This window comes from Acinetobacter sp. ANC 3929 (genome assembly GCF_000369405.1).
Lineage (GTDB): Bacteria > Pseudomonadota > Gammaproteobacteria > Pseudomonadales > Moraxellaceae > Acinetobacter.
The window spans coordinates 1-24,255 of record NZ_KB849999.1 but is presented as its reverse complement, the minus strand read 5'-3'; the positions used below and the strand labels follow the sequence as shown (position 1 = coordinate 24,255).

The window sequence follows — 24,255 nt, the reverse complement described above, 5'->3', positions numbered from 1 at the left end:
TACTTCTATTTATTTCAAATATTTGCTAAAAAAATAATAGGGCAAATCCCTCCCCCTCACAAGGCAAATAATGTTGCCTGAAATAAAAGTCGTCTTACTTACAAATTCAGTCACATTGCAGCATTTTATGACCTTTCAGGTGATTTTTTCTTGTGCATTTTTATAAATCCATGTAGAATTCGGTCTCCTTTTGTTTGGACAGATTTCACCGTCCAAACCAACTATAATAGGTAGTGGTTTAAATGAAAACTCTCAGCGCTAAGCCAGCTGAAGTTCAACACGACTGGTATGTTGTTGATGCTTCTGGCAAAACTTTAGGTCGCCTTGCGACTGAAATCGCTCGTCGTTTACGCGGTAAGCACAAAACTTCTTATACTCCTCACGTTGACACTGGCGACTACATCGTTGTGATCAATGCTGAACACGTTCAAGTGACTGGTAAAAAAGCGCTTGATAAGAAATATTATCGCCATACTGGTTTCCCTGGTGGTATCCGTGAGACTAACTTCGAGAAGTTAATTGCTCACAAACCTGAAGCAGTTTTAGAAAAAGCTGTTAAAGGTATGTTACCAAAAGGTCCTCTTGGTTATGCAATGATCAAAAAAATGAAAGTGTACGCTGGTACTGAGCATCCTCATACTGCTCAACAGCCACAAGTTTTGGACATCTAAGGGATACAGCACATGGCTACTAATTATGGTACAGGTCGCCGTAAGACCGCAACTGCACGTGTTTTCTTATCAGCTGGTACAGGTAAACTCGTAATTAACAACCGTACGCTTGAGCAATATTTCGGTCGTGAAACTGCTCGTATGGTTGTGCGTCAGCCTTTAGAGCTTTTAGAAGTTACTGAAAAATTTGACCTTTACATCACTGTTAAAGGTGGTGGTATTGGTGGTCAAGCAGGCGCAATCCGTCACGGTATTACTCGTGCATTGATCGCTGCTGACGAAAACTTAAAACCTGCTCTTCGTCAAGCTGGTTTCGTTACTCGTGATGCTCGTGAAGTTGAACGTAAGAAACTTGGTTTACGTAAAGCTCGTAAACGTCCTCAATTCTCTAAACGTTAATCGTTTTACGAATTGGACAAAAAACCTCGGAATTTTCCGAGGTTTTTTTATTACTCACTGATCGTTATTTCTTTTTAGAACAATCCATCACTGCATCACCCGTGCCATCGGCAGAAGAAAATTCTGTGATCTTACAGCCATTCTGAGTATAGGTCTTGCTCACTTTGGAAAATTGATGATCTTTCGGGATCGGTGCATTACACGGTTGACCTGTTTTTTCATGAACCATCTGGATTGGACCATCATTATAAATAGTGACCCGACAACCTTTCACAACATATTGTTTTTTGATCCCCCCATACTGTTGCCCACTATCGTCATCAGCCGCATCAGCAACCACTGCATCAGCAGCAGCCCCACTCTCAACTGATGAGACATTGCCCTGCCCCGACCCCGTCGGTGAGCTAGCACAACCACCCAGTAACAACGCTCCACATAAAACAATCAGGTAATCTGGCTTCATTGTATTTTTCTCTCTTTGAACTTATTGAATCATAAATCTATTCTGTAACAATGATATTGTTCAGCTTTAAGTGATTTCCCACGTTAATTTTAGTATTCTAAACAGTCAACCATAATTTTTTGGACTTATGTCTTTAGAAAATCCCCCAACCCCTGTCCAAGGCATTACGCTTTATAGTCATGCAGACGATTTCCGCTCACACTGGATCCGTTTTTTACTGGCTGAAAAACAAATCAAATACCATCTTATTCTCACCGACCATGAAGATGAGGATTTGGCAGACCTGAATCCCTATAACCAACTTCCCATGTTGATTGAACAAAACCTGAAACTTTTTTCAGCCAATGTTATTTCTGAATATTTAGATGATCGTTATCGCCAAAATAAACTCTATGCCGATGCACCGATGGCACGAGCAGAACAACGTCAATATATTTGGCGCTTTGAACAAGATTGGTTCAAATTGGCCGATCACATGTTGAGGCACACAGATACGCTGGATCCCAAACAAAAACAAAAGGCTCAGAAAGAACTAAGAGATACGTTGATTTCACTGACTCCACTCTTTCAGCATTTCCCATTTTTCATGTCGGAAACATTTTCAATCCTTGATTGTATGTTGGCCCCGATCTTTCTACGTCTAAAAAGTATGGGGATTGAATTACCTGCACAGCACTGTCGGCCTATATTCTTGTATTGTCATCGTATCTTTAGCCGACCATCTTTCATTAAATCAATGACAGCTCAAGAAAAAAACAGCTACAATGAATTGATTTCAACGATTTAATAAGTTTTTCAATTATGTCTGAGCAAATAACTTTTACGCCTACACGCCCCTATCTTGCTCGTGCCATTTATGAATGGATTTGCGATAACCAGCTGACCCCTTATTTATTGGTTGATGCAACGCAACCCCATACTGATGTTCCATTACAATTTGTCAAAGATGGACAAATTGTCTTAAATCTTGCACCACATGCCATTCATCAATTCCATATGAGCAATGACGCAATTACCTTCTCGGCTCGATTTGGTGGTGTTGCAAAAGAAATTTATGTGCCTATTCGTGCTGTATTAGGGATTTATGCAAGAGAAAATGGACAAGGTTTATTCTTCGATGCTTCTGAATATGCAGAAATCGAAGATACAACCGCTCCTCCAGTGGATGAAGGTAAGCAAGACGCTGAACCAACTAAAAAGAAACCTTCACTAAGAATTTTAGATTAAGCGAGGATAGACGAGATGGCATTTGACTTAGTTCAATACTTTTCTGAACAAATTAAAATTCAAAAACCACAACTTTTTAATCAATATTCTACTAAAGAAAAACAAGCGTATATTGATGAAGTGAACGTGTTAGCACTTGGGCAATTGATTAGTCTATGGAAACAAAATCCACAAAAACTGTATCAAGAAGTTCAAACCGCTGATCCGCTTTACATTCAAGAGGTTGCTCGCCATCTCACTACCTCAGCCCATAATCAATCTACGCTAAAAGCCTCGGAGTTGGAAACTAGCCTTTCTGATGTACTGACGCTACAGTTGACTGAATTGAAGCAACTGGACCAAACAGGAAGCTTTGGACAGACAGGATTGACAGAGCTTTTAGTTGGTCAAATTGAACATCTATCGGGGCAAGCGGAAGACTGGGTCTGGTCAACCAATCAACTGACAGAATTACTTGGTTCAAAGCCTGTGATACAGCAAGAAGTATCGCTTGAAGCCACCATGCAAGAATTCAATCAAATGGTTCATCAATCACAGCCAACTGCACATGATAATCATGAGGAAATAGTTGAAGTTGAAACGCCTGTAGTTCCTGCTTGGGCGTATATTGTTTCTCCTTTTGTGGCATTGGTCATTTTGCTCTTTTTGTATTGTTCATATTGCCAATTAATTTCAGCCTAAGACTCACAATAAAATGATAAAGAAAGTAGATTTACTTTCTTTATCAGGGGCTTACCAAAAAATTAAACTCGCTTAAAATATTAATTAACTTATTTTAATTAAATTAATTTACATTTATTTACAATCAAGAAATACCTTCAAACCCAAATATTAATGTGCTTAACATACAATAAAAACAAAATCCAATCCTTAATTAATATTTTTATTTGTTTATTTGACAAAAATTGTCAATTACTAGCAATCCTGTCATTTCAATTATTTTAAAGTATGATTGATTTAATAAAAGAGTTTCCTATAATGAGATTAACTACTTTTGAAAACTAATCAAAAACAAAAGTAGCAAATATATAAATTCATAAACAAAGATGTATTAGTAGAGATAAAATCATGGCTAAAATTTCATTAGAAAGCTTAACAAATATTGATGGGTTCGTTGCGGCAGCTTTAGTAGACACAGAAAGTGGTTTAGCGCTAGCAACTCAAGGTGGTGGGGCACTTGATTTAGAACTGGCAGCAGCAGGTAATACTGAAGTTGTTCGAGCAAAACGCCGTGTAGCTAACTCACTGAAACTTAATGATGATATTGAAGATATCCTCATCACACTTGGTAAGGCATATCACTTAATCCGTCCACTTGAAAGCAATGGCAACCTGTTCCTTTATCTTGTATTAGACCGCACTAAATCTAACTTAGCGATGGCTCGTCACGAATTAAAAACATTTGAAAAAGAGTTAGACTTTGCTTAACTCTCTATTTAAATACATTTAATATATTAGACTACTTGTATATACTCTTATTTTATTTATTTAAAATAAATTAAGAGTTATATAAGCAGTCTATTATTAGTCTTTAGTATTATTAGACTAATTCTGTGCAGTCCAATATTTTATAAAACATTAAAGTGATACTATGAATGGACATTGCATTAATATCGCAATTTCAGGTATAAGTTTAAAAGTTTCAGATGAATTAAAAATAGAGCTTAGAAAAACAATACCTCATGAATTTGGCATTAACTGGATCAATATTGCCGATCCAAATATCGACTTATTATTAATAAATGAAAACTTTTTTGATACTGAAGGTATTCAACGAATTTTAGAACAAAAAAAACTTCCCTGCTTAAAAGTTTCTAAAGGAGAAGGCACACAGCATATAGAAGAACACAATACACTTTATTTGCCTTTTCAGCACACTGATGCATTAAAAAACTGGATTCATCTTCGCCTTTTAAGCTATCTCACCCATCAACAAGCCCAACAGCCCAGAGTTGAATCCGTTTCCACCCATAATGCGATCAATGCAAAGTATTTAACTGACATGTTAAATCCTGAAAATGCCCGACTGCACCTGTTTGATGATCATGGCACCCTAGCCATCATCGACACCCGCAGCCAAATTGCATGGTTAGAACCTACGCGTATCCATACGCAAACCAACCACAGCTTTAAATATGAGTTCGCAACGACATCGAACTTCACCAAAGTATCGCGTAAGGTTGAATACAATTTAAATGATTGGTTATGGAATCTATTTTGGCATTCGCTTGAGTTCCAACGCTTGGCGCCAAATGAAAATGAATACTACAAAATTGAATATTGGCCACAGCCAGCGCAAAACACAGAGCGGAAAACCACTCTATTACTTGCCGCTTGCTTTATACAAGGAGCCCAACTGTACCAAGTTGCAACACAATTAAAACTTCCTATTCAAACGGTTCAACAATTTATCGCTGCCTGCATTCTTTCAGACAATGGTGGCATTATCCCTGCTTCAGAAAGTCATTATTTAAAAACAGAAACTACTGAGCAAACAATTGAACAACAAGGCTTTTTAAATAAATTTTTTGGCAAGATTAGACGCCGCTTTGGGCTTTAAGGATAGATATGATTCTCCAACAATACAAAATTGTTTTTGCAGGAAGCATGGGCGCAGGTAAAACGGAAGCAATCAAATCGCTTTCAGAAATTCCTGTCCTCGCAACCGAAGCATTCAATACAGATAGTCAGGCTCATAATAAAATGCAAACTACGGTGGGCATTGATTATGGCGAGATTACATTAGATGACGGTGTAAAAGTTGGCTTATATGGCACACCTGGACAGTCACGCTTTGATTTTATTTGGCCAGTTATTTGCCAAGGTGCATTGGGGGTAATTCTACTGGTCGATCACAATAGTAAAGTACCCATTGAAGAGCTTGAGGGCTATTTAGATACCTTTAAAGACTATACCCAGAACATTTCCATTGGTATCACCCATGTCGATGAAAATAAAGGACAACCCACGACTATTTATCGTGAGTGGTTGATTCAAAATGAATACAACTATCCACTTTTTTTTATCGATGCACGTAAACAAGAGCATATTCTGCTGATGATTGAATCACTCATTGCAGCATTAGAAGTCAATTTAAAAGCAACAAATTAATTACTTTATAAAGAGAAGAATTATGTTCAGTATTCCCAGTCAGCAACGTACGGCACCCAAAGAGCTGATTCAATTTGCAAAGGCTCAAGCCAACGATATTTTAACCAATATCCGAGGAGTGGATTATATTATGCTCTGCTCTACCGATGGATTTGAGTTAGCCTCGATTTACAAGAAAAACCCCTATAACAGCACTAAACTTGCGGCTGTGAGTAGTTCAATCTTGGCAATGGTCACCGCTTTTCTCAATGAAATCCAGCTGACGGGATGCCAGAGTATTACTTTGGATGCAGAGAACGGTAAAGCGATTCTTACTTCAATTCCTGCCCCTCATCATCCAATGGTGATGGTAACCTTAAGCAATAAAGACGTCCTACTAGGACAACTGCTCTATAGCTTAAAGCAAGCCAGTGGCGCCATTGTCGACGCAGACCAAGCTTAATTTTTCACCTCTAAAATCTGACAGGCATAGAAGCTTGTCAGATTTTTGTCATTTATAACTTCTATAATAATACTTTACTTTTCAATTTTCATTTTTGAATCTTAATAAGCTATGAATTTCACTAATTAGCTGTCCTTCTTTGTTAAAAAAAACCTAAATAAACCAAAAATACAGAATAAAATATTGTTTTTAAAAACATCAGATGAATGGTCATCAATATAAATGATTTAGCAATATTTTTTCATTATTATAATTTTCGAACAAATAACAATCACAAAATTTTCACAAATGAATAATTTAAACAATATGCGGTTGTATTTGTTCTGACATTATTAAGCACTATGGAGAGATAAAAGATGAAGCTGAAGAGCTTAAAACTAGGCGCAGGGGTCGCGCTATTAATCAGTGGTTTTTCCACCCAACAGACCTTGGCTGATTCCTATGTGTTCGTGACCAATACCACGCCACAAACCGTATCGATACAGATCAATCAAACTGGGGCAAGCTTACAGCAAGGCAATGAATGGGCGCAGGAAGCGACTCAACTTGCACCATACGAGACCAAACGGGTATTACGTATCAACCGTTATACAGGAATAAAATCAGGTAAAACCTATAACTTTGATACTGTTCTCAGCAGTGGCAATTCACAAGTCACCCTAAAACAAACCATGACGGGAACTTGGTCGGGCAGTAATATTCAGCACGGTATTCAAACGACGACCACCACATCCCCATGGTATTCAGATCGTAATGTTCATCGTATCAATACCACTTATGCAGGCTTATCCGCTCAGGCAGCAGTAAAAGCTGAATATACAGGCGGTTATGATGACTTCCACTACACTATTCATCAAAACACGGTACAAGAGCCTGTTTCAGCCAGTGCCGATGAACTCAAAGTCCTGACTTATAATATTTATGCGCTGCCAATGGTCGCGAGTAAAATCAACGAACGTTTGGCTGAATTGCCAAATCATCTAAATGGCTATGATGTAATTATGATGCAGGAAGCATTTGCATCATCGCGTACAGGCATGTTGAATCAACTGGCACAACAATATCCTTATCAAACTCATATTCCTGTCGGTTCTGGCTATAACTTGTTTGACAGCGGTCTGGTGATTGTCAGCCGTTATCCAATCGCGAAAACTGCTCAATTGATATATCCAGATTGTACAGGCACCGATTGCTTCGCCGATAAAGGTGTACTGTATGCCGAAATTATTAAAAATGGTAAGGCTTATCATGTGACTTCAACGCATACCGCCTCATTTGATACCGATGAAGCTCGTGCCCTGCGTCAAGTTCAGTTCAAACAAATCCGCCAATTGGTCAATCAACAAAATATTCCAAGTTTTGATGCCGTATTAATGGGTGGCGATTTTAATGTGAATAAATTACTTTGGCCGCAAGACTATCAAGACATGTTGACCAATCTGAATGCCACAGCAGCAACGAGCACAGGCTATACCGCGTCGACCTTTGACCCACGTGTGAATAAATTGGCAGGAGCAGCAGGTTCTGGTGGTTCAACCGTTGAATATTTAGACTATATCGTAGCATCGAATAACCATCGCCAGCCTACTCAGGCGCGTAATGATGTTCGTATCTTGCGTACTACGGCTGACCCACTGTACATGACATGGGATCTCTCAGATCACTTCCCTGTGATGGGACAATTTAATTACAACCCATAAAACGGAAGGCGGTATGAATAAAAGACTATTGCTGACAATTGTTATTGTTGTCGTGGTCTTGGTTGCGATTGTAGTCTGGAAGAGCACCGCCTCTTCCGCTGCAATCCAGCACACCAGATCCACAGTATCTCCGAATGCATCGATACAGATGAGTGATGACAACATGCCCCATAAAAACAAGGATGAAATTTTTCAGGACTCGCTGTTGAAACAACTCAAAAAGTTACAACAACAACCTGGCAATATCACTGAGTTTCTCAATGACTTTAAGGCCAACTGCCCTGTCTCTGACTGTAATTCTGCTTTGGCAAAAGCCTTGGCCAATTATCCGGATCAGAAATTTGCACAACTGGTCGCGAATCTACTCAAACGTTTGCCTGAGTATGAACAACGTATGCAAAGTACAGTGCTATCAACCGCTTTATCGCCAAAAGAACGCTTTGATGCTTTGTGGAAACTGAGAGAGCAGACTTTGGGACAAGCAGAGACAATGCTTGGTTTTGGGCAAGAACGCCAGTATGCGGATTATCGTTTTGCCTACAATGATTTGGCTCAGAATCAAAAACTTAGTGCTGAACAACGTTTAAAAGCCTTTGAAGAGCTACAAAAACAGTATCCTGATACAACTCAACAAGAAAACAAGATCGGGCAATATGAACAAGCATTGAATCTGATTAAACAAGGCCAACAAAATCCTGCTGAAATTGAACGGATCAAGCAGAAATTGCAACAGCAATATTTGACAGAACAGGAACGCCAAGAGGTTCAGCAAAGAGAACGACGTGAAGCTCTGCAACAGCAGCAAGTCGATCAATACCAACAAGCCTTGCAGCAGCTGCAAAAAGAGATGGAACCATTAAAAGCACAACTCTCAGACACAGAATGGCAAAAGCAGTATCAAAGCCGTTTAGAGAATTTGCGCTTAAAAATGTTTCCTTGATTTCGCTTCAACCATCTATATAACCGACATAGATGGTTAAGTACTTGTCTTGCACAGTTTTTATGCTATTTATAATGAGTCAACTTACTACAGTTCAATCGACTCTTATTCATGGAAATCAAAGGAATGCATTACCCACAATATCAACAAGATCTGAATACTGCACTCGGATCAGAAATACTCGGTGAACTGATTTTTCTCAATGCTGCTAAACATGCACGTTCAATCGAACAGCAGCAAAAATGGCAAACCTTAGCCAAACTGGAAACTCAGACCTTACAGAAATTACAACGCTTCTTACTGCAACATGGTCACACTGCTTCAATTCGACCACACATTAAGTTGCAAGCTAAAGCATCAGGGATTGCCATGGCCAAACTGCCTTGGAAACTGGCCATGCATTTACTGAAGCAAGGCACACAACCTTTTATGGCAACTTTTGAGCGGATGCAGCAACACGCAGATGCCAACACACAAGACTTTCTCCACTATTTGTTAGCGCATGAACAAGCCTTAGCTGAATTTGCAACGCAGGAATTACAAGGGAACCATCAACATTCCTTAGAAGCTGTATTGAGCTTACTAAAAAGCGAGGCATAAAACCTCGCTTTTTAGTTGCTACCATAGGCAACTATGCCATATTTAGATTTAACAGCAATTGGCGTTTTTTCACCTGCTGCCCAACCTGACCGATCAGTTCCTCGACCACACCATCGACATCGGATTTGATCTGTTGCTGAATTTTCATGGCTTCGAGAACTAACAATGTTTGTCCTTTCACCACCTGATCACCAACATTGACCAATAGGTTCACAATAGCTCCATCCATCGGCGCACGAATTTTTCCGTCCCCTACAACTTCTGCGACTTCTGGAGCTGCATAAGTCATATTTTCAATCACTACATTGCCATTGTCTGCATCTAAATACAGCTGATCTTGATCAATCACATACGCGAGCTTACGACGAACACCTTCACAACTATAAATGATATCCACATCGCTAATATTCACAATCTTGATCGTTGCCTGTTGGTCGCATAACTCAACTTTAACCTGCTGTTGATCATTTTGTACATGTAACAATAACTGTTGGTCTGCATATTTCAGTTTCAGTGGAAATGGCATGCCAACACCCGTTTGCCAAGCAACGCGCTGCTGATTTTGTTGAGTGAATAATGCTGCTGCCACCGCAAGCGTTTCAATCTTTAAGGTTTGTTGATGTAGGCTAATATCATCCTGAAAATGCTGCTGAATAAAGGCCGTATTGGTATCCCCAGCAACAATAATCGGATGTCGTAATAAATTGCTCAAGAATTGTTTATTACTATTCACACCCAATAAGACACAATCATCAACGGCGCGAGCGAGCAGCCGAATCGCATCCTGACGGGTCTTGCCATAAGCAATGACCTTGGCCACCATCGGATCATAGAACGGACTAATTTCACCTTGTTCTAACATGCCGTGATCAATACGGACATTCTGCAACATACCATCAGCACCAGCGGGTTGCCAACGAAGCACTTTACCTGTTTGTGGCAAGAAATCCTGCCGCGGATCTTCGGCATAAAGACGGACTTCAATCGCATGACCATTTAGTTTCAATTCATGTTGCTGCAAAGCTAAAGTTTCACCATTGGCAACACGAAGCTGCCACTCTACTAAATCTAGCCCTGTAATCATTTCCGTGACAGGATGCTCGACTTGCAAGCGGGTATTCATTTCCAGAAAATAAAATTCACCCGATTGATCCAGCAAAAACTCCACTGTACCTGCCCCGATATAATCACAAGCCCGTGCTGCTGCAACGGCTGCCTCGCCCATTTTCTGACGAAGTTCAGGCGTCATCACAGGACAAGGGGCTTCTTCGACCACCTTTTGATGACGACGCTGAATTGAACAATCACGTTCAAACAAATACACATAATTGCCATGTGTATCACCAAAGACCTGAATCTCGACATGACGTGGGGCAATCACGGCTTTCTCTAAAATCAGCTCACCTGAACCAAAGGCATTTTCTGCCTCTGAACGTGCTGTTTTTAAGGCATCTAGCACATCTGAAGCCTGATGAACCAAACGCATGCCGCGTCCACCGCCGCCAGCCGATGCCTTAACCATCAAAGGATAACCAATAGACTCAGCTTGTTCAGCTAGATAATCAATATCTTGCTGATCTCCTTCATAACCGGGCACACAAGGTACTCCAGCTTGAATCATGGCAATTTTAGACAGGCGCTTGCTGCCCATTAATTCGATGGCAGCAGCTGTTGGCCCAATAAAGGTAATGCCATGATCAAGACAAGCCTGAGCAAAGTCAGTATTTTCAGACAAGAAACCATAACCGGGATGCACCGCATCCGCACCTGTCTTTTGGCAGGCTTCAATAATATTGGCAATCGATAAATAGGATTCTGAAACTTTAGATAGACCGATATAAACCGCCTCATCTGCCAACTGGACATAGCGTGCATTGCTATCGGCATCTGAATACACGGCAACCGTTTGATAACCCATTGCTTTAGCCGTTTGCATGACACGAACGGCGATTTCACCACGGTTTGCCACTAACACTTTTGAAAATTTCATTATTTAATCCCTCAAAGCACCGTATTCATATGGTTTTGACCAATACAGTATGCAAAGCCATACTTTGCTCTTTTACAATTCAGTCCAGTTTGGCAAACGTTTTTGAATAAAAGCCATCGTTCCTTCTTGCCCTTCTGCACCACCGACTGCTTGTGCAAATTGTTGTGCGGCATCATCCAACAAAGAGTTTAAAGGTTCATTGAGCGTTCGATGTAATAAGGCTTTGGTGACACGAGAAGCCAAAGGTGCAGCACGTTTAATCTGTTGAATCGTCTCAGCAAGCTGTAGATCTATTTCAGCGTCATTCTGCGCCAACTGATGAATCACACCTAAACTCAAAGCAGCATGACCATCAAAACGTAGACCTAATAAAGCCAAACGGCGCGCTTGAGTCAGGCCGATACGCTTTACCACGAAAGGTGCAATTTGCGCAGGTAAGATGCCCAAACCTGTTTCTGGCAGACCAAACTGAGCGGTATCACGGCTGATGGCAATATCTGAAACACAGGCCAGACCAAAACCACCACCGAGTACTGCACCTTCCAAAACCACCACAACGGTTTGCGGTGCTTGATCAACCTGTTCAATCATGGCACCAAAACGACGGTTAAAATCGACATAAGGTTGCAAACTGCCTGTATTCGCAGCTTCAACACGTAAGCTCGCCATATCTTTAATGTCACCGCCCGCGCAGAAATGCCCACCCTTACCTCTGAGAATGACAGCGCGAATTGATGAATCATCGGCAATCTGGCTAAACACCTGTTGAATGGCAGTGACCATATTCAAGCTCATGGCATTACGGCTTTCAGGACGATTCAGCCATAGAGTCAAAATGCTACCCTGTTGCTCGAGTTCAATGCTGTCATCAATATTCAAGTCTGCAAGAGAAGTTGAAAGCACCATCTTTTCGTCTCCTAGTTTTTCTGCTTTTTAGGCAGAATATCCATGAGCTTACAGATAATCCCCAACATGATTTCATCTGCACCACCGCCAATTGAACCTAGACGCCCATCACGGAACAGTTGCGAAGCAGGGTTATCCCACATAAAGCCATTGCCACCCCAATATTGCAGACAGCTATCTGCCACTTCACGGCTCAAGCGCCCGGCTTTCAGCTTCGCCATTGAGGCCATCATGGTGACATTCTCACCTGCGATATGCTGTTCACAGGCTTGATAAGTTAATGCCCGTAATGCTTCCACTTCGGTCATCAACTCAGCAAAACGGAAATGTACATATTGGTTATGAATTAAGGGCTGACCAAAAGTAGTGCGCTCTTTGGCATAATCAATAGTTTGCTGAATGACTTTTTCCATCCCGCCCACTGCATTGGCACAGGCCCACATTCGCTCTTCTTGGAACTGCATCATTTGCATCATAAAGCCCATGCCTTCAGCACCAACAAGGTTGCGTTGCGGTACACGAACATTGTCGAAATAAACCTGTGCCGTGGTGGTTGAACGCATGCCCAGTTTATTTAAGGGTTCAGAGAAACTAATCCCTGGGGTCTTAGCTGGGACAATAATCATGGATTTGTTGACATGTGGCTTGTCATCAGAGGTATTGGCAAGTAAACAGAAGAAATCTGCTTGTAGTGAGTTGGTGATCCACATCTTGCTGCCGTTAATTACATAGTCATCGCCATCTTTTTTTGCAGTCGTTTTAATGGCTGCCACATCAGAACCCGCATGCACTTCAGATACAGCAATCGATGCGACATATTCACCACGAATGGCAGGGTCTAAAAATTCATCTCGCAACTCTCTGCTACCAAAGCGTGCCAATGCTGGCGTTGCCATATCAGTTTGTACGCCAATCGCGAGGGGGACACCACCACAAGCAGCACGTCCGAGTTCCTCTGCAACCACAAGGTTATAAGAATAGTCGAGCCCTAAACCACCATTTTCCTCTGGCTTGCAAATCCCCAATAAACCTAAATCCCCCATTTTCTTAAATACGTCATGAATCGGAAAGCGTCCCGCTTCTTCCCATTTTGGAATAAAGGGATTCAATTCATTTTCCACAAACTGGCGTGTGGTGCGGCGTAAAGCATCATGTTCTGCGGTAAATTTCATTGTTTTTGTTCCTTAAATTTAATCTCGTAAATCCCTCCCAACCTCCCTTTTCAAAAAGGCTTACGGAACGATGTTCCTCAGGGGAGATTTCTTAAAATCTCGACACACCAAATCGTGTTGGATTTAACTCACGTTGTTGTGCTTCAAAAATGGTTTGTAATAAGAAAATCAGTACTTTTCGGGTATCTCTCGGATCGATAATCCCATCGTCATGGAGCATTGCGGTATTGAATAAAGCGGTCGACTGCTGTTCCAGTTTGATTGCTGTACTTTGTTCTAAGAAATCCAGCATCTGCGGATTCGGTTCCATTCCTGATACTTTTTGTTTACCTTCAGCCACGATACGCAATACCTTGCCTGCTTGCGCTGCGCCCATCACTGCCACATGCGAATTTGGCCATGCAAAGATAAATTGCGGAGACAAACTGCGTCCACACATCGCATAGTTGCCTGCCCCATAGGAACCCGCAACCACGATTGAGATTTTTGGTACCGTCGCATTCGCAACTGCCTGAATCAGTTTAGAACCATGCTTAATAATGCCGTTCTGTTCTGCATCGGTTCCGACCATAAAACCGGTGGTGTTGTGCAAGAATAAGAGTGGACGTTGGGTCTGTTCACACAGATGAATAAATTGCGCTGCTTTGGCTGCCCCCTGCGGCGTGATCGGGCCATTATTGGTAATGACGCCGATATGCAGCCCCCCCACCTTTGCCCAGCCACAGACCGTTAAAGCATCATATTCCTGTTTAAATTCCAGAAAGTCTGAATCATCAATGATCCGTGCAATGATTTCTTTCATATCAAAAGGTTGCTTTGGATCTTGCGGAATAATACCTAACAACTCTTCGGGAGAATAACGCGGTTCTTTATAATTCTGATTCGATTGCGCAGTTTGTTCTTTCCAGTTCAGATGCTCAAAAATCTCACGTGCCAAACGAATACCATCGGCATCATTTTCAGCAAGATATTCAGCTACACCTGAAACTTGAGTATGCATTTCCGCACCACCCAGCTCTTCTGCCGTTGCAACCTCACCTGTTGCCGCCAATAACAATGGTGGCCCTGCCAATAGCATTTCAGTCTGTTTGCGTACTGCAATCACATAATCAGACAAACCCGGTTGATAAGCACCTCCAGCGGTTGCATTACCATGTACCACCGCGACTTGTGGAATCCCCGCAGCAGACAATCGTGCCTGATTGGCAAAGGTCATACCGCCATAGGTAAACACTTCAGCCGCATAGTTCAGGTTAGCCCCGCCACTTTCAGTCAAGGTCACCATTGGCAGCTTTTGCTCTAATGCGATCTTTTGCAGGCGGAGGGTTTTATGTACCCCCATCGGTGACATAGTGCCACCTTTGATCGCACTGTTACTGGCAGAGACCAGCGCACGTACACCACTGACAAAACCAATCCCTGCGATCACCCCACCACCTGCCTCGGAGCCATCTTTATCATCATGCATATTGTAGCCCACTAGACCACACAGCTCGACAAAAGGTGAATCCGCATCTAATAGTAAGCGAATACGCTCATGGGGCAAGATTTTGCCTTTCTTATCAAACTTGGGTTTTGCCGCATAAGATTTATCAATGCTTTTTTGTTGCACGGCACGAACTTCAGCCAACTGCGTTAATAAAGCCGCTCTATTCTGCTCATATTGCTCACCACCCACTGCAATCTCAGATTGGAGAATACTCATCTTTATTCTCCATCAGCGATATTTTTGAAAATGTCAGGAATAAACGCACGATGGAAACCATTAAAGGCTTCATTGTTGGTTGCATCTGCCAATGGATACATACGTGTACCTTGTGAAGCAGCCCCATCAATGCGCAGTGTCACTCCTGACACAAAAGCAGCGGCATCGGAAAGTAAATAACAAATCGCGGAAGAGATTTCCGACTCGGTGCCCATACGCTTTAATGGAACATTACTCGCTAAACTCGGAATAATCACTTTGGCAAAATCACCACTATAGTTGTCCATTCCCGAAGAAATAATCCAACCTGGTGCAACCGCGTTAACACGCACACCTGATTTGCCCCATTCAACCGAAGCAGTTTTAGTGAGGTTATCTACACCTGAACGTGCTGCGCCTGAATGCCCCATACCCGGCATACCACCCCACATATCGGCAGTCATATTAACAATACTGCCGCCATACTTTGCCATCCATTGATTATAAGCTTCGCGCATCAAGTAGAAGGTTGAATGCAAGTTATTACGGACCACAGCATCAAAACCATTGGCAGAAATATTCTCAAGTGCAGAAGGAAATTGCCCACCTGCGTTATTCACTAAACCATCGAGTTTGCCGAATTTTTCCAGCACTTCAGCAATCATGTTTTTAACTTGTTCTTCATCACGATTGTCACAGACAATAAAATGGACTTTGCCCCCATCCTCCAGAATTTCTTGGCTAACCTTTTCCAGTTTTTCAACTTTTCGCCCTGTAATCACGACTTGCGCACCTAAGGATGCCAATTCATGTGCCGTACAACGGCCAATACCAGAGCCACCACCTGTCACGATAATGACTTTGTCAGCAAATGCATCTGCCCTGAAAATTGATTGATAACCCATGTTTACATCCTTACTTATTTTTCTAACAGTTGTACTGGTACTTTCACCGGCATATCCAATAATTGCTGTGCAAAGGCTTTGCCTTGTGGATCGATTCTCAAGCTGGCAATCCCACCACCACCTAAAGCATTTTCCAGCATGAAATTCAGCGCATGCATCTCAGGTAATTCATAACGAATCACTTTTGATTTTTCTGGATCTAAAACATGCTGCATATACGCGGCAACATTGGCTTCAGTCAGTGCCGCACGAATCCAGGGTAAATATTCCGCTTGACGTGCAATCACCCCGATATTGCTATGATTGCCCTTATCGCCACTGCGTGCATGTGCCACCTCAATCAACGGTACTTCAACCTCATCACCTTGATAGGTTGCCACTTCGCCGACGGGATGTAGCTCGACAGCTGGTACCTCTTGCCCTGTAGGAATCTGTACGGGATAACGCTGTCCTGCAAAATCGACTTCTACCTTTAATTGATCTTTATCAATCAAAAATGAAAATAATTTCACCACTGCCGATGCTTTAGGACGGCCTCCGACAATCCCTGCCAATGCAGGTGCCATGCCTGTTGAAGCTTGGGCAATTTCAGAAGCAAAGAACATACAAGCTTCTTTAAACAGATGCTTGACCGCGATTTTGACCACTACTTCACGGCTGTCTTTGATTCGGGCATGTGTGCCATAAGTACTTTCAACCCCGAGAATCTCGACTGATTTTTCACTAAACGGTGGGACTGATCGTAACGCCAATACGCGTTCACATTTATTCAGAATGGCATCGGCAATCACTTGGGCTTTTTCTGGTGCTTCACGACCTGCGATCAAGAAACTGACCAAAACACGATAACCATCGGCGTAGGTCGCACTGACTTTATATTGCTGGGTGGGTGCACGACCTGTTGCACCTGTCACCTTGACTCGATGTTCGCCTACTTGATCTAAATGAACTTGGCTAAAATCAGCAGTCACATCAGGCAAAAGATAGGCTTGTGGATTGCCAATTTCGTAAACGATCTGCTCTGCTACGGTCGCAGTTGAAACGAGGCCACCTGTCCCTTTCGGCTTGGTCACAATAAATGAAGCATCGTCACTCACTTCAACGATTGGAAAGCCCATATTGTCAAAGCCTTGAACTAGACGCCAATCAGTAAAGTTTCCACCTGTACACTGTGCACCACATTCAATGACATGCCCTGCCAATGAGCCTTGTGCCAGCTTGTCATAATCCTCAAGTGACCATTTATACTCGTGCAACAGGGGTGCAAGCACAACGGCTGAATCAACCACACGACCTGTAATCACGATGTCTGCCCCTAAATCGAGCGCATCGCGAATCGCAACTGCGCCTAAATAGGCATTGCTACTGGCAACATGTGCAGGTAAGGCATCACCATTAAACATTTCCTGAACATTTTGGGTAAGTAATTCAGCATGCTTTGGTAATACATCATCCCCCAGTACGACTGCGACTTTTAAATTTAAGCCCTTTTCATCAATGATTTTTTGTAATGCATCACGGCAAGCCAGTGGATTTACCCCACCTGCATTACTAATCACTTTAATTTTTTTCTCAGCAATTTTATTGATCAGTGGTGCCATGACTCGACTGACAAAATCCAGCGCATAACCATGACTTGGGTCCATCATCATCGCCTTGGCCATAATCGACATGGTGATTTCTGACAGATAATCAAAGACCAGATAATCAATATCACTTAGATGTACCAACTGAAAAGCAGCGGTATTGGTATCGCCCCAGAACCCTGATGCACACCCGATTTTCACTACCCTCTGGTCATCCTGTTTGACACTTGTCATGCGCTTTCTCATTGTTATTGCTAAAAACGCCTTAACATTACCAAGCAAGTGCTTGGTTTGTAAAGTACATAATGCTATGCTGTATTGGCAAAAACGGTCAAATTAAAGCAAATGCTTGTTATAAAAAGATAAGACAATGCATGAAATGAATTTTGTTACAATGTACCTCAGCTTAAATAGGATAGACGGATAGGCATGATCGCAACTTCAATTGAACAAATCCCCAAAATTGTTTGTTTTGATGACAGTCCTCGTGGGCGTTTATTGCAGGGTGCAGCCTATCTATTTTATAAGCAGGGTTATGATAAAACCACAGTTCGTCAACTCGGTGAATTTATTGGCATTCAATCTGGGAGTCTGTTTCATCATTTTAAAAGTAAAGATGAAATTCTGGCGACAGTGATGGAACAAACCATCATTTATAACTTTGCCCGCTTAAAAGAAGCGGCTGAACGCTCAACCGATCCTGAACAGCAATTACGTCATTTGATCAAAGCCGAATTACTTTCCATTGCTGGTGATACTGGTGCGGCTATGGCTGTACTGGTACATGAATGGTTTGCTCTTTCTAAAGAAAAACAAGACTATCTTTTGAAGATGCGTAATGAATATGAGCAAGTCTGGTTGGATGTGATTGAAAAATTACGGGCTCAAGGCAAGGTGAAACATGATGCCTTTATCTGGCGTCGTTTACTTGGTGGTTCGATTTCTTGGACAGTGACGTGGTATCGGCCAGAAGGCAAAGTCAAAATTGATGAATTGACGGACATGGTTTGGGAAATGGCGGTGAAATGAGTGCTATCTATTTGCGTAAGCCTCAACTCAGTGATTTAACTGAAATCAAACATGCCTACCAAAATAGTATTCATCTACATCGACCATGGACCTATCCACCGACTGATTTTGAACACTACCTCGCTCAAGAACACCGTTATTTTGTCTGTTTAACAGAAAATCATGCCATTGTTGGCACCTTTAATATATCGAATATTGTTCGTGGTTACTTCCATTCTGCCTATTTAGGCTATGAAGCCTTTTATCCTTATGCAGGATATGGCTATATGCGATATGGACTACAACTGGTTTTAAAAGAAGTATTTCAAACACTCAATCTACATCGACTAGAAGCCAATATTCAACCAGACAATCTGCCCTCTATTCGCCTTGTTGCACATGCAGGTTTTGTGAAAGAAGGCTTCTCTCGCCAGTACCTACGAGTCGGTGGAAAAGAATGGAAAGATCATGAACGTTGGGCAATTTTAAATTCGGATTGGACAGATAAGAAATATCAAGCCTTTTAAAATTTAATTCCAATTTCAGCACGACACAGTTTATCGCTCACGTCTACTCATCTATATTCGTTTCATTAGAAAACTGTTATTGTTGTTAAACATCAAATGATTATAAGAATTAGTAAAAATGAATCCAGTACAACATGCCAATATATCGGTGAAACGTCGCGGGGGCGAGCTTGAAGATTATATTGATATTCATGCGCTAATCGACAGCACCAAAATGTTGTGTACCGACAATCGCCATCGTATCTTGCATACCTTTTGGGGTGTTCAGGAAGTCATTATTCCGATCTTTGGACATCACTTCGAAAATAGTGCTGGAAATAGCATTGAAGTGAAAGACCTGTGTGAAAAAGATCACTTATTGGTTGATTTCCATCACCGCTTTATTCCAACTTTAGGGGATTTTGTTGCAGCCATGCAGGATATCCCCACAGATGGATTGGCAAAGCGCCTAGAGAAATTCCACGCTGACGTGATTGATGATCCAAAGCTATCAGCAACACTGCTCTCTCCTTTATCGGTGACAGGACAATTAAAGTCGTTACTGATCACCCACAATAGTTGGTTTATCAATACCATTCTTCCGATGATGGGAAAAGGTGAAGCCAAATTTATTGATTTTGATATTCGTCCCGATTTCTTTTTCAATCCGATGCGTTTTGAACTCTGGATGGACAATGGCATGACTGTGCCGCCTAGTGCAGCTAAGCTGCAAGAATTAAAAACTAAAATTGCTTAACTTAAGGGGAAATAAAAATGAGCAATATCCAATACGTGATTCGTCAAAATGACTTTGCTTATAATGACGAATGGCATCTGACCCACTGCGTTTCGACTGGGGCAATCAAAAAGATTTATACAGATAAAGCTGAAGCAGAAAAGGCATACAAAGCATTAGTTGTTGAGGGCTTATATTATGATGAACTCTGTAACTATGACATCGGCAATGGCGAAGTAGATGATGAAATCTACGAAAAACTTGAAGCTTTGGTATTAGAAAAAACGGGCAAAAAATTTGATATTGAAGATGGTGAAATTCCAAAGCTGAATGAAGATGATGCTTTCGAATTTGCCAAAATTTCAGGTATCGTCTGGTATCAACTCATAGAAGTCGATGCGACACAACCCTGCTATGTGCTTTGGATCAATTCAGAAGAAGACTATTTTTCTGGCTATGAAACTGGCAGCATTATTTCTAGCCAAGATGAGAACTTTAGTGATGTTACATGGGAATCCAATATTTATGCGATGGACGATGAGTTCGAAGCCTTGATGGATAAACCTCTTGCAGAGTTAAGTGATAGTCCATTGTTATTTAAACAATTTATCGAGAAAACTGCAGATATTCGCTATGATGCCGAAAAAGATAGCATCGAAGGTATTGCACTCGACAGCATAAAATTTATTGATATCAAAGCACTGAATTCATTTCTAAAACAACCTATCTTTGAAATCCGTCAAATTTCTTTAGAGGAATTAGCTGAACTAGAATAAATTTCAAAATGAAAAAGTGCGGTGTTTTAACCGCACTTTTAATGAGGTACGAAATGAATTTAATAGCCCAACTGCTTACTAATTAAATCTTTCATAATTTCTTCTGCGCCACCACCAATCATATTCACCTTCACTTCACGATAGATTCGTTCAGACTTGGTACCACGCATAAAGCCCATACCACCTAAGGTCTGCACAGCCGCATCTGCACAGAATTGCATGGTTTGAGTGGCGACATTCTTCAGCATACAAATCTGGGCAATCAGTTCACTGCCCTGCAATTCGGGCTTACCTAAACGATAAGCCGTATCCTCGAGTAAAGCACGGGTTGTAGTCAATCGAGTTGCCATATCAACCAGTTTATGACGCATCACCTGATGATCAACTAGACGCTTACCAAAGGTTTGACGCTGCTGTGCCCAATCCAGTGCCTCTTCATAACAAGTCAGGGCAAAGCCATAACTACTGGCAGCAAGGAAAAAACGCTCCATATTGAAGTTATTCATAATCACCAGAAAGCCCATATTTTCAGGACCTAATAAATGGCTAGCAGGCACTTTGACATTGTCAAAATGTAAATGCGCGGTATCTGATGCCCACCAGCCCATTTTGTCCAGTTTGGTTTTGCTGATCCCTTCACTATGCGCATCAATCAGGAGCATGGATATACCATTTGCCCCTTTGGCATTTGGATCAGTACGCACTGCCACCGAGTAATAATCTGCTCGTATCCCTGAGGTGATAAAGGTCTTTTCACCACTGACCAGAAAATAATCACCATCACGTACAGCCTTGGTTTTGAGTGAAGCGACATCTGAACCACCGCCTGGCTCAGTAATTGCCAGTGCCGAGATTTTTTCACCCGATAAAATCTGAGGCAGCACTTGAGCTTTAATCGCTTCATTTGCAAAGTGCTGAATCGGAGGCGCACCAATGGTATGAGACAGCAAAGAAGCACTAAGACCACCCGATGCACATTTTGCAAGCTCAATCGAAGCTAACAGCGTATAAAATGCATCTGTTCCCGCGACCCCTCCATATTGTTCTTCAAAACCTAATCCTAACAAACCAATATCTGCTGCTTTTTTATAAAGCTCTCTAGGAAAGGTCTCACTTTCATCCCACTCATTGATAAAAGGTGAAATCTCTTTTTCTACGAAGCGTCGGATACTCTTGGAAAATTCAAGATGCTGCTCGTTATAGTACAAAGGATTAAGGTGCATATTCTGCTTCCTAGCAATTATTGATCATTGTTTATTGAATGAGCACTAAAGTAGCAAAACCAGAAAAACCAAGCAAGCGCTTGGCAAAATTAAAAGTTAAAAAACTGCATAAGTGAGATAAAACAACGAGACTATATTTTTAATCGGCCACGAAATCCACGGGTCGCATAATAAGATTGAGCACCATTGTGATAGGTAAAGACTCGACCATAACGACTATCACAAAAAATTGCACCGCCCAATTTACGCACATCTTGTGGTGTTTTGACCCAACTTGAGGTTTTTAAATCAAAATGCTCAACTGACTGTAACTGTCTATATTCTTCTTCTGTTAGCAACTCAACCCCGATGGCGTCTGCCACCTCAACTGCATTGTTTTCAGGTTTATGTTCCTTACGCATCTCTAAAGCCGCACGATCATAACAAAGGCTTCTACGACCTTTTGGCGTTTCCACAGCACAATCATAAAAGATAATTTCTGACGCTTTCACATCCAATGAAACCACATCTGGCTCTCCACCCGTATCTTCCATTTGATTGAGCGACCATAATTTTTCTGGCTGCTGCTGCAACCGATCCTCAATATCAGCCCAATTTAAATTCTTATGTCGATGCATATTTTTTTCAAAACGCGCCTTTAATATGCCTAATAGCACTGCAACTTGTTCTGAATCTAACTTTTTATTCTTGTTCATTTTTATACTCTAGATTTTATGATCACACTGAACGTCCATCAAAATGATTAATCTTGATACTTTCCAAATTAAGATCATCAATACACCTTATATTAATGGCATACATCTGCTTGCCTTTGGGATCAATTCCAGTTGCATAGGGATGAATACCACAGGTATTACAGAAATGATGGTCAATCACATGTTTATTAAATCGATAGCTCGCTAACGCGTCCTCCTGAACGGAGATATTGACTTGATCCGTAGGCAAGAACCACAATAAAGAACCCTTTCTCTGGCAAATCGAATAATTACATGACAGAGCTTCGGTTAACTCTCCCTGTGCCACAAAGGATATTTTTCCACAGTGGCAACTTCCTTTGAAGTCCATCTTTTTTCCTTTTAATTTTCTATCTATTTTTACAGGATGCCATTCATAAATTCAAACCTGGTTCTGTTAATCAATGCTTATACAAACTCAACTCCAGAAATGTTGACATTGTTGGCACTTGGTTCCATGTTTATATGAAAATAGTGGAAAACCCAGCAATAAGAAAACAAAATATGCAGGCCGCTTCCCTTCTGTATAAGGCTTTATATCTGTGCTTCCGCAATTAGGACAGCATTCACTAAAACCAAACTCTTGTTCTAATTCCTGACTAAAATCTTGAGCCAGTAATGCTTGTGCCTCTTCCAAATAACTTTCGGGAACTAACAAGCGAACACCACCCAATGCATTGGAATAAAGCCAATCCATATTAATGGTATGTTCATTTTCAATATGGGCAGGAATTTCAGCGGCTTCCAATTGCGTTTTAGCAATTTGTGCTTCGTAGGGAAAAGAATATGTTTCAGCAACAACCCATTGCATAAGAATGCCTAAAAGGAATAAAAATGAATTTTAAACTCTCTCAACTATACATTGTTATGTATTTTCGCTATGAAATTTTTCCCATGCTATCAATTCTATATTGCCAGTCAGTTCATTTGATTCCTCATCAAATAGCCTATACATGATTTGATGCCGACCAATTGATGTGCAGCCATCAAGACCGAGTAAAATGGTATACAACGCATCAGTTAAAGCTTCTAAAACAATTTTTTTCGTTAAATTAATTTGCTCACTATTCATTCCGGACTTTTCCAATAAAGCAATCCGTGATATATCGGAGTCAAGAGTAAAATAACTCTGAATCAGTTCATCTCTTAAATCTTTAAATTCTTGTACGAATTCTTCTGAAGTAATAGAATAATTATGATTAGTCATCTAAATTCCATCCATTTTACTATTCTTATTCAACAACATATAACGATGATTATTTAGGATAATTCTATCTTGTTTAGTAATATTTTGATCAGGATATAAAACATCAAATTTTACTTCACATAATTTTCAATGACGATAAAAAACACCCCCTAACGTTAGCTAGGGGGTGTTTCTAATTTAAAAGCTGGCGATGACTTACTCTCACATGGCAAGTGCCACACTACCATCAGCGCTAAGAGGTTTCACTTCTGAGTTCGGGAAGGGATCAG

The 24,255-nt window shown here is 41.2% G+C and carries 28 protein-coding genes and 1 rRNA gene; 16 read left to right on the top strand and 13 right to left on the bottom strand.

What is annotated here, in order from left to right:
* The first annotated feature begins 242 nt into the window (after window positions 1-242).
* Window positions 243-671, top strand: a complete 429-nt coding sequence (rplM, locus tag F909_RS12545) for a 50S ribosomal protein L13 (protein WP_004802631.1) — start codon at window positions 243-245, stop codon at window positions 669-671.
* Between the two features lie 12 nt (window positions 672-683).
* Window positions 684-1,070: a 30S ribosomal protein S9 gene (gene rpsI, locus F909_RS12550; protein ID WP_004775642.1), complete on the top strand. Its 387-nt coding sequence runs from the start codon at window positions 684-686 to the stop codon at window positions 1,068-1,070.
* 64 nt (window positions 1,071-1,134) lie between these two features.
* On the opposite strand, the gene F909_RS12555 is transcribed toward rpsI, so the two are convergent.
* Window positions 1,135-1,533, bottom strand: coding sequence for a hypothetical protein (locus F909_RS12555; RefSeq protein WP_005149688.1), 399 nt, complete (start codon window positions 1,531-1,533; stop codon window positions 1,135-1,137).
* Window positions 1,534-1,660: 127 nt separating this feature from the next.
* On the opposite strand from F909_RS12555, the gene F909_RS12560 reads away from it, so the two are divergent.
* The 10 genes from F909_RS12560 to F909_RS12605 all read left to right on the top strand — a co-directional run bounded on the left by F909_RS12560 (window position 1,661) and on the right by F909_RS12605 (window position 9,553).
* Window positions 1,661-2,320 carry a glutathione S-transferase N-terminal domain-containing protein gene (locus tag F909_RS12560; protein WP_005149686.1) on the top strand — a complete coding sequence of 220 codons (660 nt, stop codon included), beginning with the start codon at window positions 1,661-1,663 and terminating at the stop codon, window positions 2,318-2,320.
* A 14-nt stretch (window positions 2,321-2,334) separates the two neighbouring features.
* Window positions 2,335-2,760, top strand: coding sequence for a ClpXP protease specificity-enhancing factor (locus F909_RS12565; protein WP_005149684.1), 426 nt, complete (start codon window positions 2,335-2,337; stop codon window positions 2,758-2,760).
* A gap of 15 nt (window positions 2,761-2,775) precedes the next feature.
* Complete coding sequence (locus F909_RS12570; protein ID WP_005149683.1) at window positions 2,776-3,441, top strand: hypothetical protein; 666 nt, start codon at window positions 2,776-2,778, stop codon at window positions 3,439-3,441.
* 387 nt (window positions 3,442-3,828) lie between these two features.
* On the top strand, window positions 3,829-4,188 hold the full coding sequence (locus F909_RS12575) for a roadblock/LC7 domain-containing protein (protein ID WP_005149681.1): 360 nt from the start codon (window positions 3,829-3,831) through the stop codon (window positions 4,186-4,188).
* Window positions 4,189-4,351: 163 nt separating this feature from the next.
* Entirely contained in the window at window positions 4,352-5,320 is a 969-nt protein-coding gene (locus tag F909_RS12580; protein ID WP_005149679.1) for a hypothetical protein, read from the top strand.
* Between the two features lie 8 nt (window positions 5,321-5,328).
* The gene (locus tag F909_RS12585; protein ID WP_005149677.1) at window positions 5,329-5,871 is read left to right on the top strand and encodes a GTP-binding protein; all 543 of its coding nucleotides are present in this window, start codon (window positions 5,329-5,331) and stop codon (window positions 5,869-5,871) included.
* A 22-nt stretch (window positions 5,872-5,893) separates the two neighbouring features.
* Complete coding sequence (locus F909_RS12590; protein WP_005149675.1) at window positions 5,894-6,313, top strand: roadblock/LC7 domain-containing protein; 420 nt, start codon at window positions 5,894-5,896, stop codon at window positions 6,311-6,313.
* A 356-nt stretch (window positions 6,314-6,669) separates the two neighbouring features.
* Window positions 6,670-8,013 carry a sphingomyelin phosphodiesterase gene (locus F909_RS12595; protein WP_005149673.1) on the top strand — a complete coding sequence of 448 codons (1,344 nt, stop codon included), beginning with the start codon at window positions 6,670-6,672 and terminating at the stop codon, window positions 8,011-8,013.
* A gap of 13 nt (window positions 8,014-8,026) precedes the next feature.
* Window positions 8,027-8,953: a lipase secretion chaperone gene (locus tag F909_RS12600; RefSeq protein WP_005149672.1), complete on the top strand. Its 927-nt coding sequence runs from the start codon at window positions 8,027-8,029 to the stop codon at window positions 8,951-8,953.
* A gap of 126 nt (window positions 8,954-9,079) precedes the next feature.
* Window positions 9,080-9,553: a hypothetical protein gene (locus F909_RS12605; RefSeq protein ID WP_005149671.1), complete on the top strand. Its 474-nt coding sequence runs from the start codon at window positions 9,080-9,082 to the stop codon at window positions 9,551-9,553.
* Window positions 9,554-9,584: 31 nt separating this feature from the next.
* Here the strand turns inward: F909_RS12605 and F909_RS12610 are convergent, their stop codons facing one another.
* The 6 genes from F909_RS12610 to F909_RS12635 all read right to left on the bottom strand — a co-directional run bounded on the left by F909_RS12610 (window position 9,585) and on the right by F909_RS12635 (window position 18,030).
* Window positions 9,585-11,543, bottom strand: a complete 1,959-nt coding sequence (locus F909_RS12610) for an acetyl/propionyl/methylcrotonyl-CoA carboxylase subunit alpha (protein WP_005149670.1) — start codon at window positions 11,541-11,543, stop codon at window positions 9,585-9,587.
* A 72-nt stretch (window positions 11,544-11,615) separates the two neighbouring features.
* A complete protein-coding gene (locus F909_RS12615; protein WP_005149669.1) occupies window positions 11,616-12,449 on the bottom strand; it encodes an enoyl-CoA hydratase/isomerase family protein in 834 nt (277 codons plus the stop codon).
* A gap of 11 nt (window positions 12,450-12,460) precedes the next feature.
* A complete protein-coding gene (locus F909_RS12620) occupies window positions 12,461-13,621 on the bottom strand; it encodes an acyl-CoA dehydrogenase family protein (protein ID WP_005149668.1) in 1,161 nt (386 codons plus the stop codon).
* A 91-nt stretch (window positions 13,622-13,712) separates the two neighbouring features.
* Window positions 13,713-15,326 (bottom strand): acyl-CoA carboxylase subunit beta, encoded by a 1,614-nt coding sequence (locus F909_RS12625; protein WP_005149666.1) that lies wholly within the window; start codon window positions 15,324-15,326, stop codon window positions 13,713-13,715.
* Window positions 15,327-15,328: 2 nt separating this feature from the next.
* Window positions 15,329-16,210: an SDR family oxidoreductase gene (locus F909_RS12630; RefSeq protein ID WP_005149664.1), complete on the bottom strand. Its 882-nt coding sequence runs from the start codon at window positions 16,208-16,210 to the stop codon at window positions 15,329-15,331.
* Window positions 16,211-16,224: 14 nt separating this feature from the next.
* On the bottom strand, window positions 16,225-18,030 hold the full coding sequence (locus tag F909_RS12635; protein WP_005149662.1) for an acyclic terpene utilization AtuA family protein: 1,806 nt from the start codon (window positions 18,028-18,030) through the stop codon (window positions 16,225-16,227).
* Window positions 18,031-18,225: 195 nt separating this feature from the next.
* On the opposite strand from F909_RS12635, the gene F909_RS12640 reads away from it, so the two are divergent.
* The 4 genes from F909_RS12640 to F909_RS12655 all read left to right on the top strand — a co-directional run bounded on the left by F909_RS12640 (window position 18,226) and on the right by F909_RS12655 (window position 20,822).
* Window positions 18,226-18,825 carry a TetR/AcrR family transcriptional regulator gene (locus F909_RS12640; protein WP_005149660.1) on the top strand — a complete coding sequence of 200 codons (600 nt, stop codon included), beginning with the start codon at window positions 18,226-18,228 and terminating at the stop codon, window positions 18,823-18,825.
* Entirely contained in the window at window positions 18,822-19,331 is a 510-nt protein-coding gene (locus F909_RS12645) for a GNAT family N-acetyltransferase (protein ID WP_005149653.1), read from the top strand. The genes F909_RS12640 and F909_RS12645 overlap by 4 nt, the downstream gene beginning before the upstream one ends.
* Before the next feature lie 118 nt (window positions 19,332-19,449).
* Entirely contained in the window at window positions 19,450-20,067 is a 618-nt protein-coding gene (locus F909_RS12650; RefSeq protein ID WP_005149651.1) for a DUF6915 family protein, read from the top strand.
* Between the two features lie 17 nt (window positions 20,068-20,084).
* Window positions 20,085-20,822, top strand: coding sequence for a hypothetical protein (locus F909_RS12655; RefSeq protein WP_005149650.1), 738 nt, complete (start codon window positions 20,085-20,087; stop codon window positions 20,820-20,822).
* Window positions 20,823-20,881: 59 nt separating this feature from the next.
* On the opposite strand, the gene F909_RS12660 is transcribed toward F909_RS12655, so the two are convergent.
* From F909_RS12660 to rrf, 6 genes are all read right to left on the bottom strand, one after another.
* Window positions 20,882-22,045: an acyl-CoA dehydrogenase family protein gene (locus F909_RS12660; protein WP_005149648.1), complete on the bottom strand. Its 1,164-nt coding sequence runs from the start codon at window positions 22,043-22,045 to the stop codon at window positions 20,882-20,884.
* Window positions 22,046-22,176: 131 nt separating this feature from the next.
* Window positions 22,177-22,740, bottom strand: a complete 564-nt coding sequence (locus F909_RS12665) for a DUF4256 domain-containing protein (RefSeq protein ID WP_005149647.1) — start codon at window positions 22,738-22,740, stop codon at window positions 22,177-22,179.
* Window positions 22,741-22,762: 22 nt separating this feature from the next.
* The gene (locus F909_RS12670) at window positions 22,763-23,110 is read right to left on the bottom strand and encodes a GFA family protein (RefSeq protein WP_005149646.1); all 348 of its coding nucleotides are present in this window, start codon (window positions 23,108-23,110) and stop codon (window positions 22,763-22,765) included.
* 87 nt (window positions 23,111-23,197) lie between these two features.
* Window positions 23,198-23,590 (bottom strand): putative signal transducing protein, encoded by a 393-nt coding sequence (locus F909_RS12675; protein ID WP_005149644.1) that lies wholly within the window; start codon window positions 23,588-23,590, stop codon window positions 23,198-23,200.
* A 54-nt stretch (window positions 23,591-23,644) separates the two neighbouring features.
* Window positions 23,645-23,986, bottom strand: coding sequence for a hypothetical protein (locus F909_RS12680; protein ID WP_005149642.1), 342 nt, complete (start codon window positions 23,984-23,986; stop codon window positions 23,645-23,647).
* 182 nt (window positions 23,987-24,168) lie between these two features.
* Window positions 24,169-24,255 (bottom strand): 5S ribosomal RNA (gene rrf, locus F909_RS20515); the annotation flags it as partial.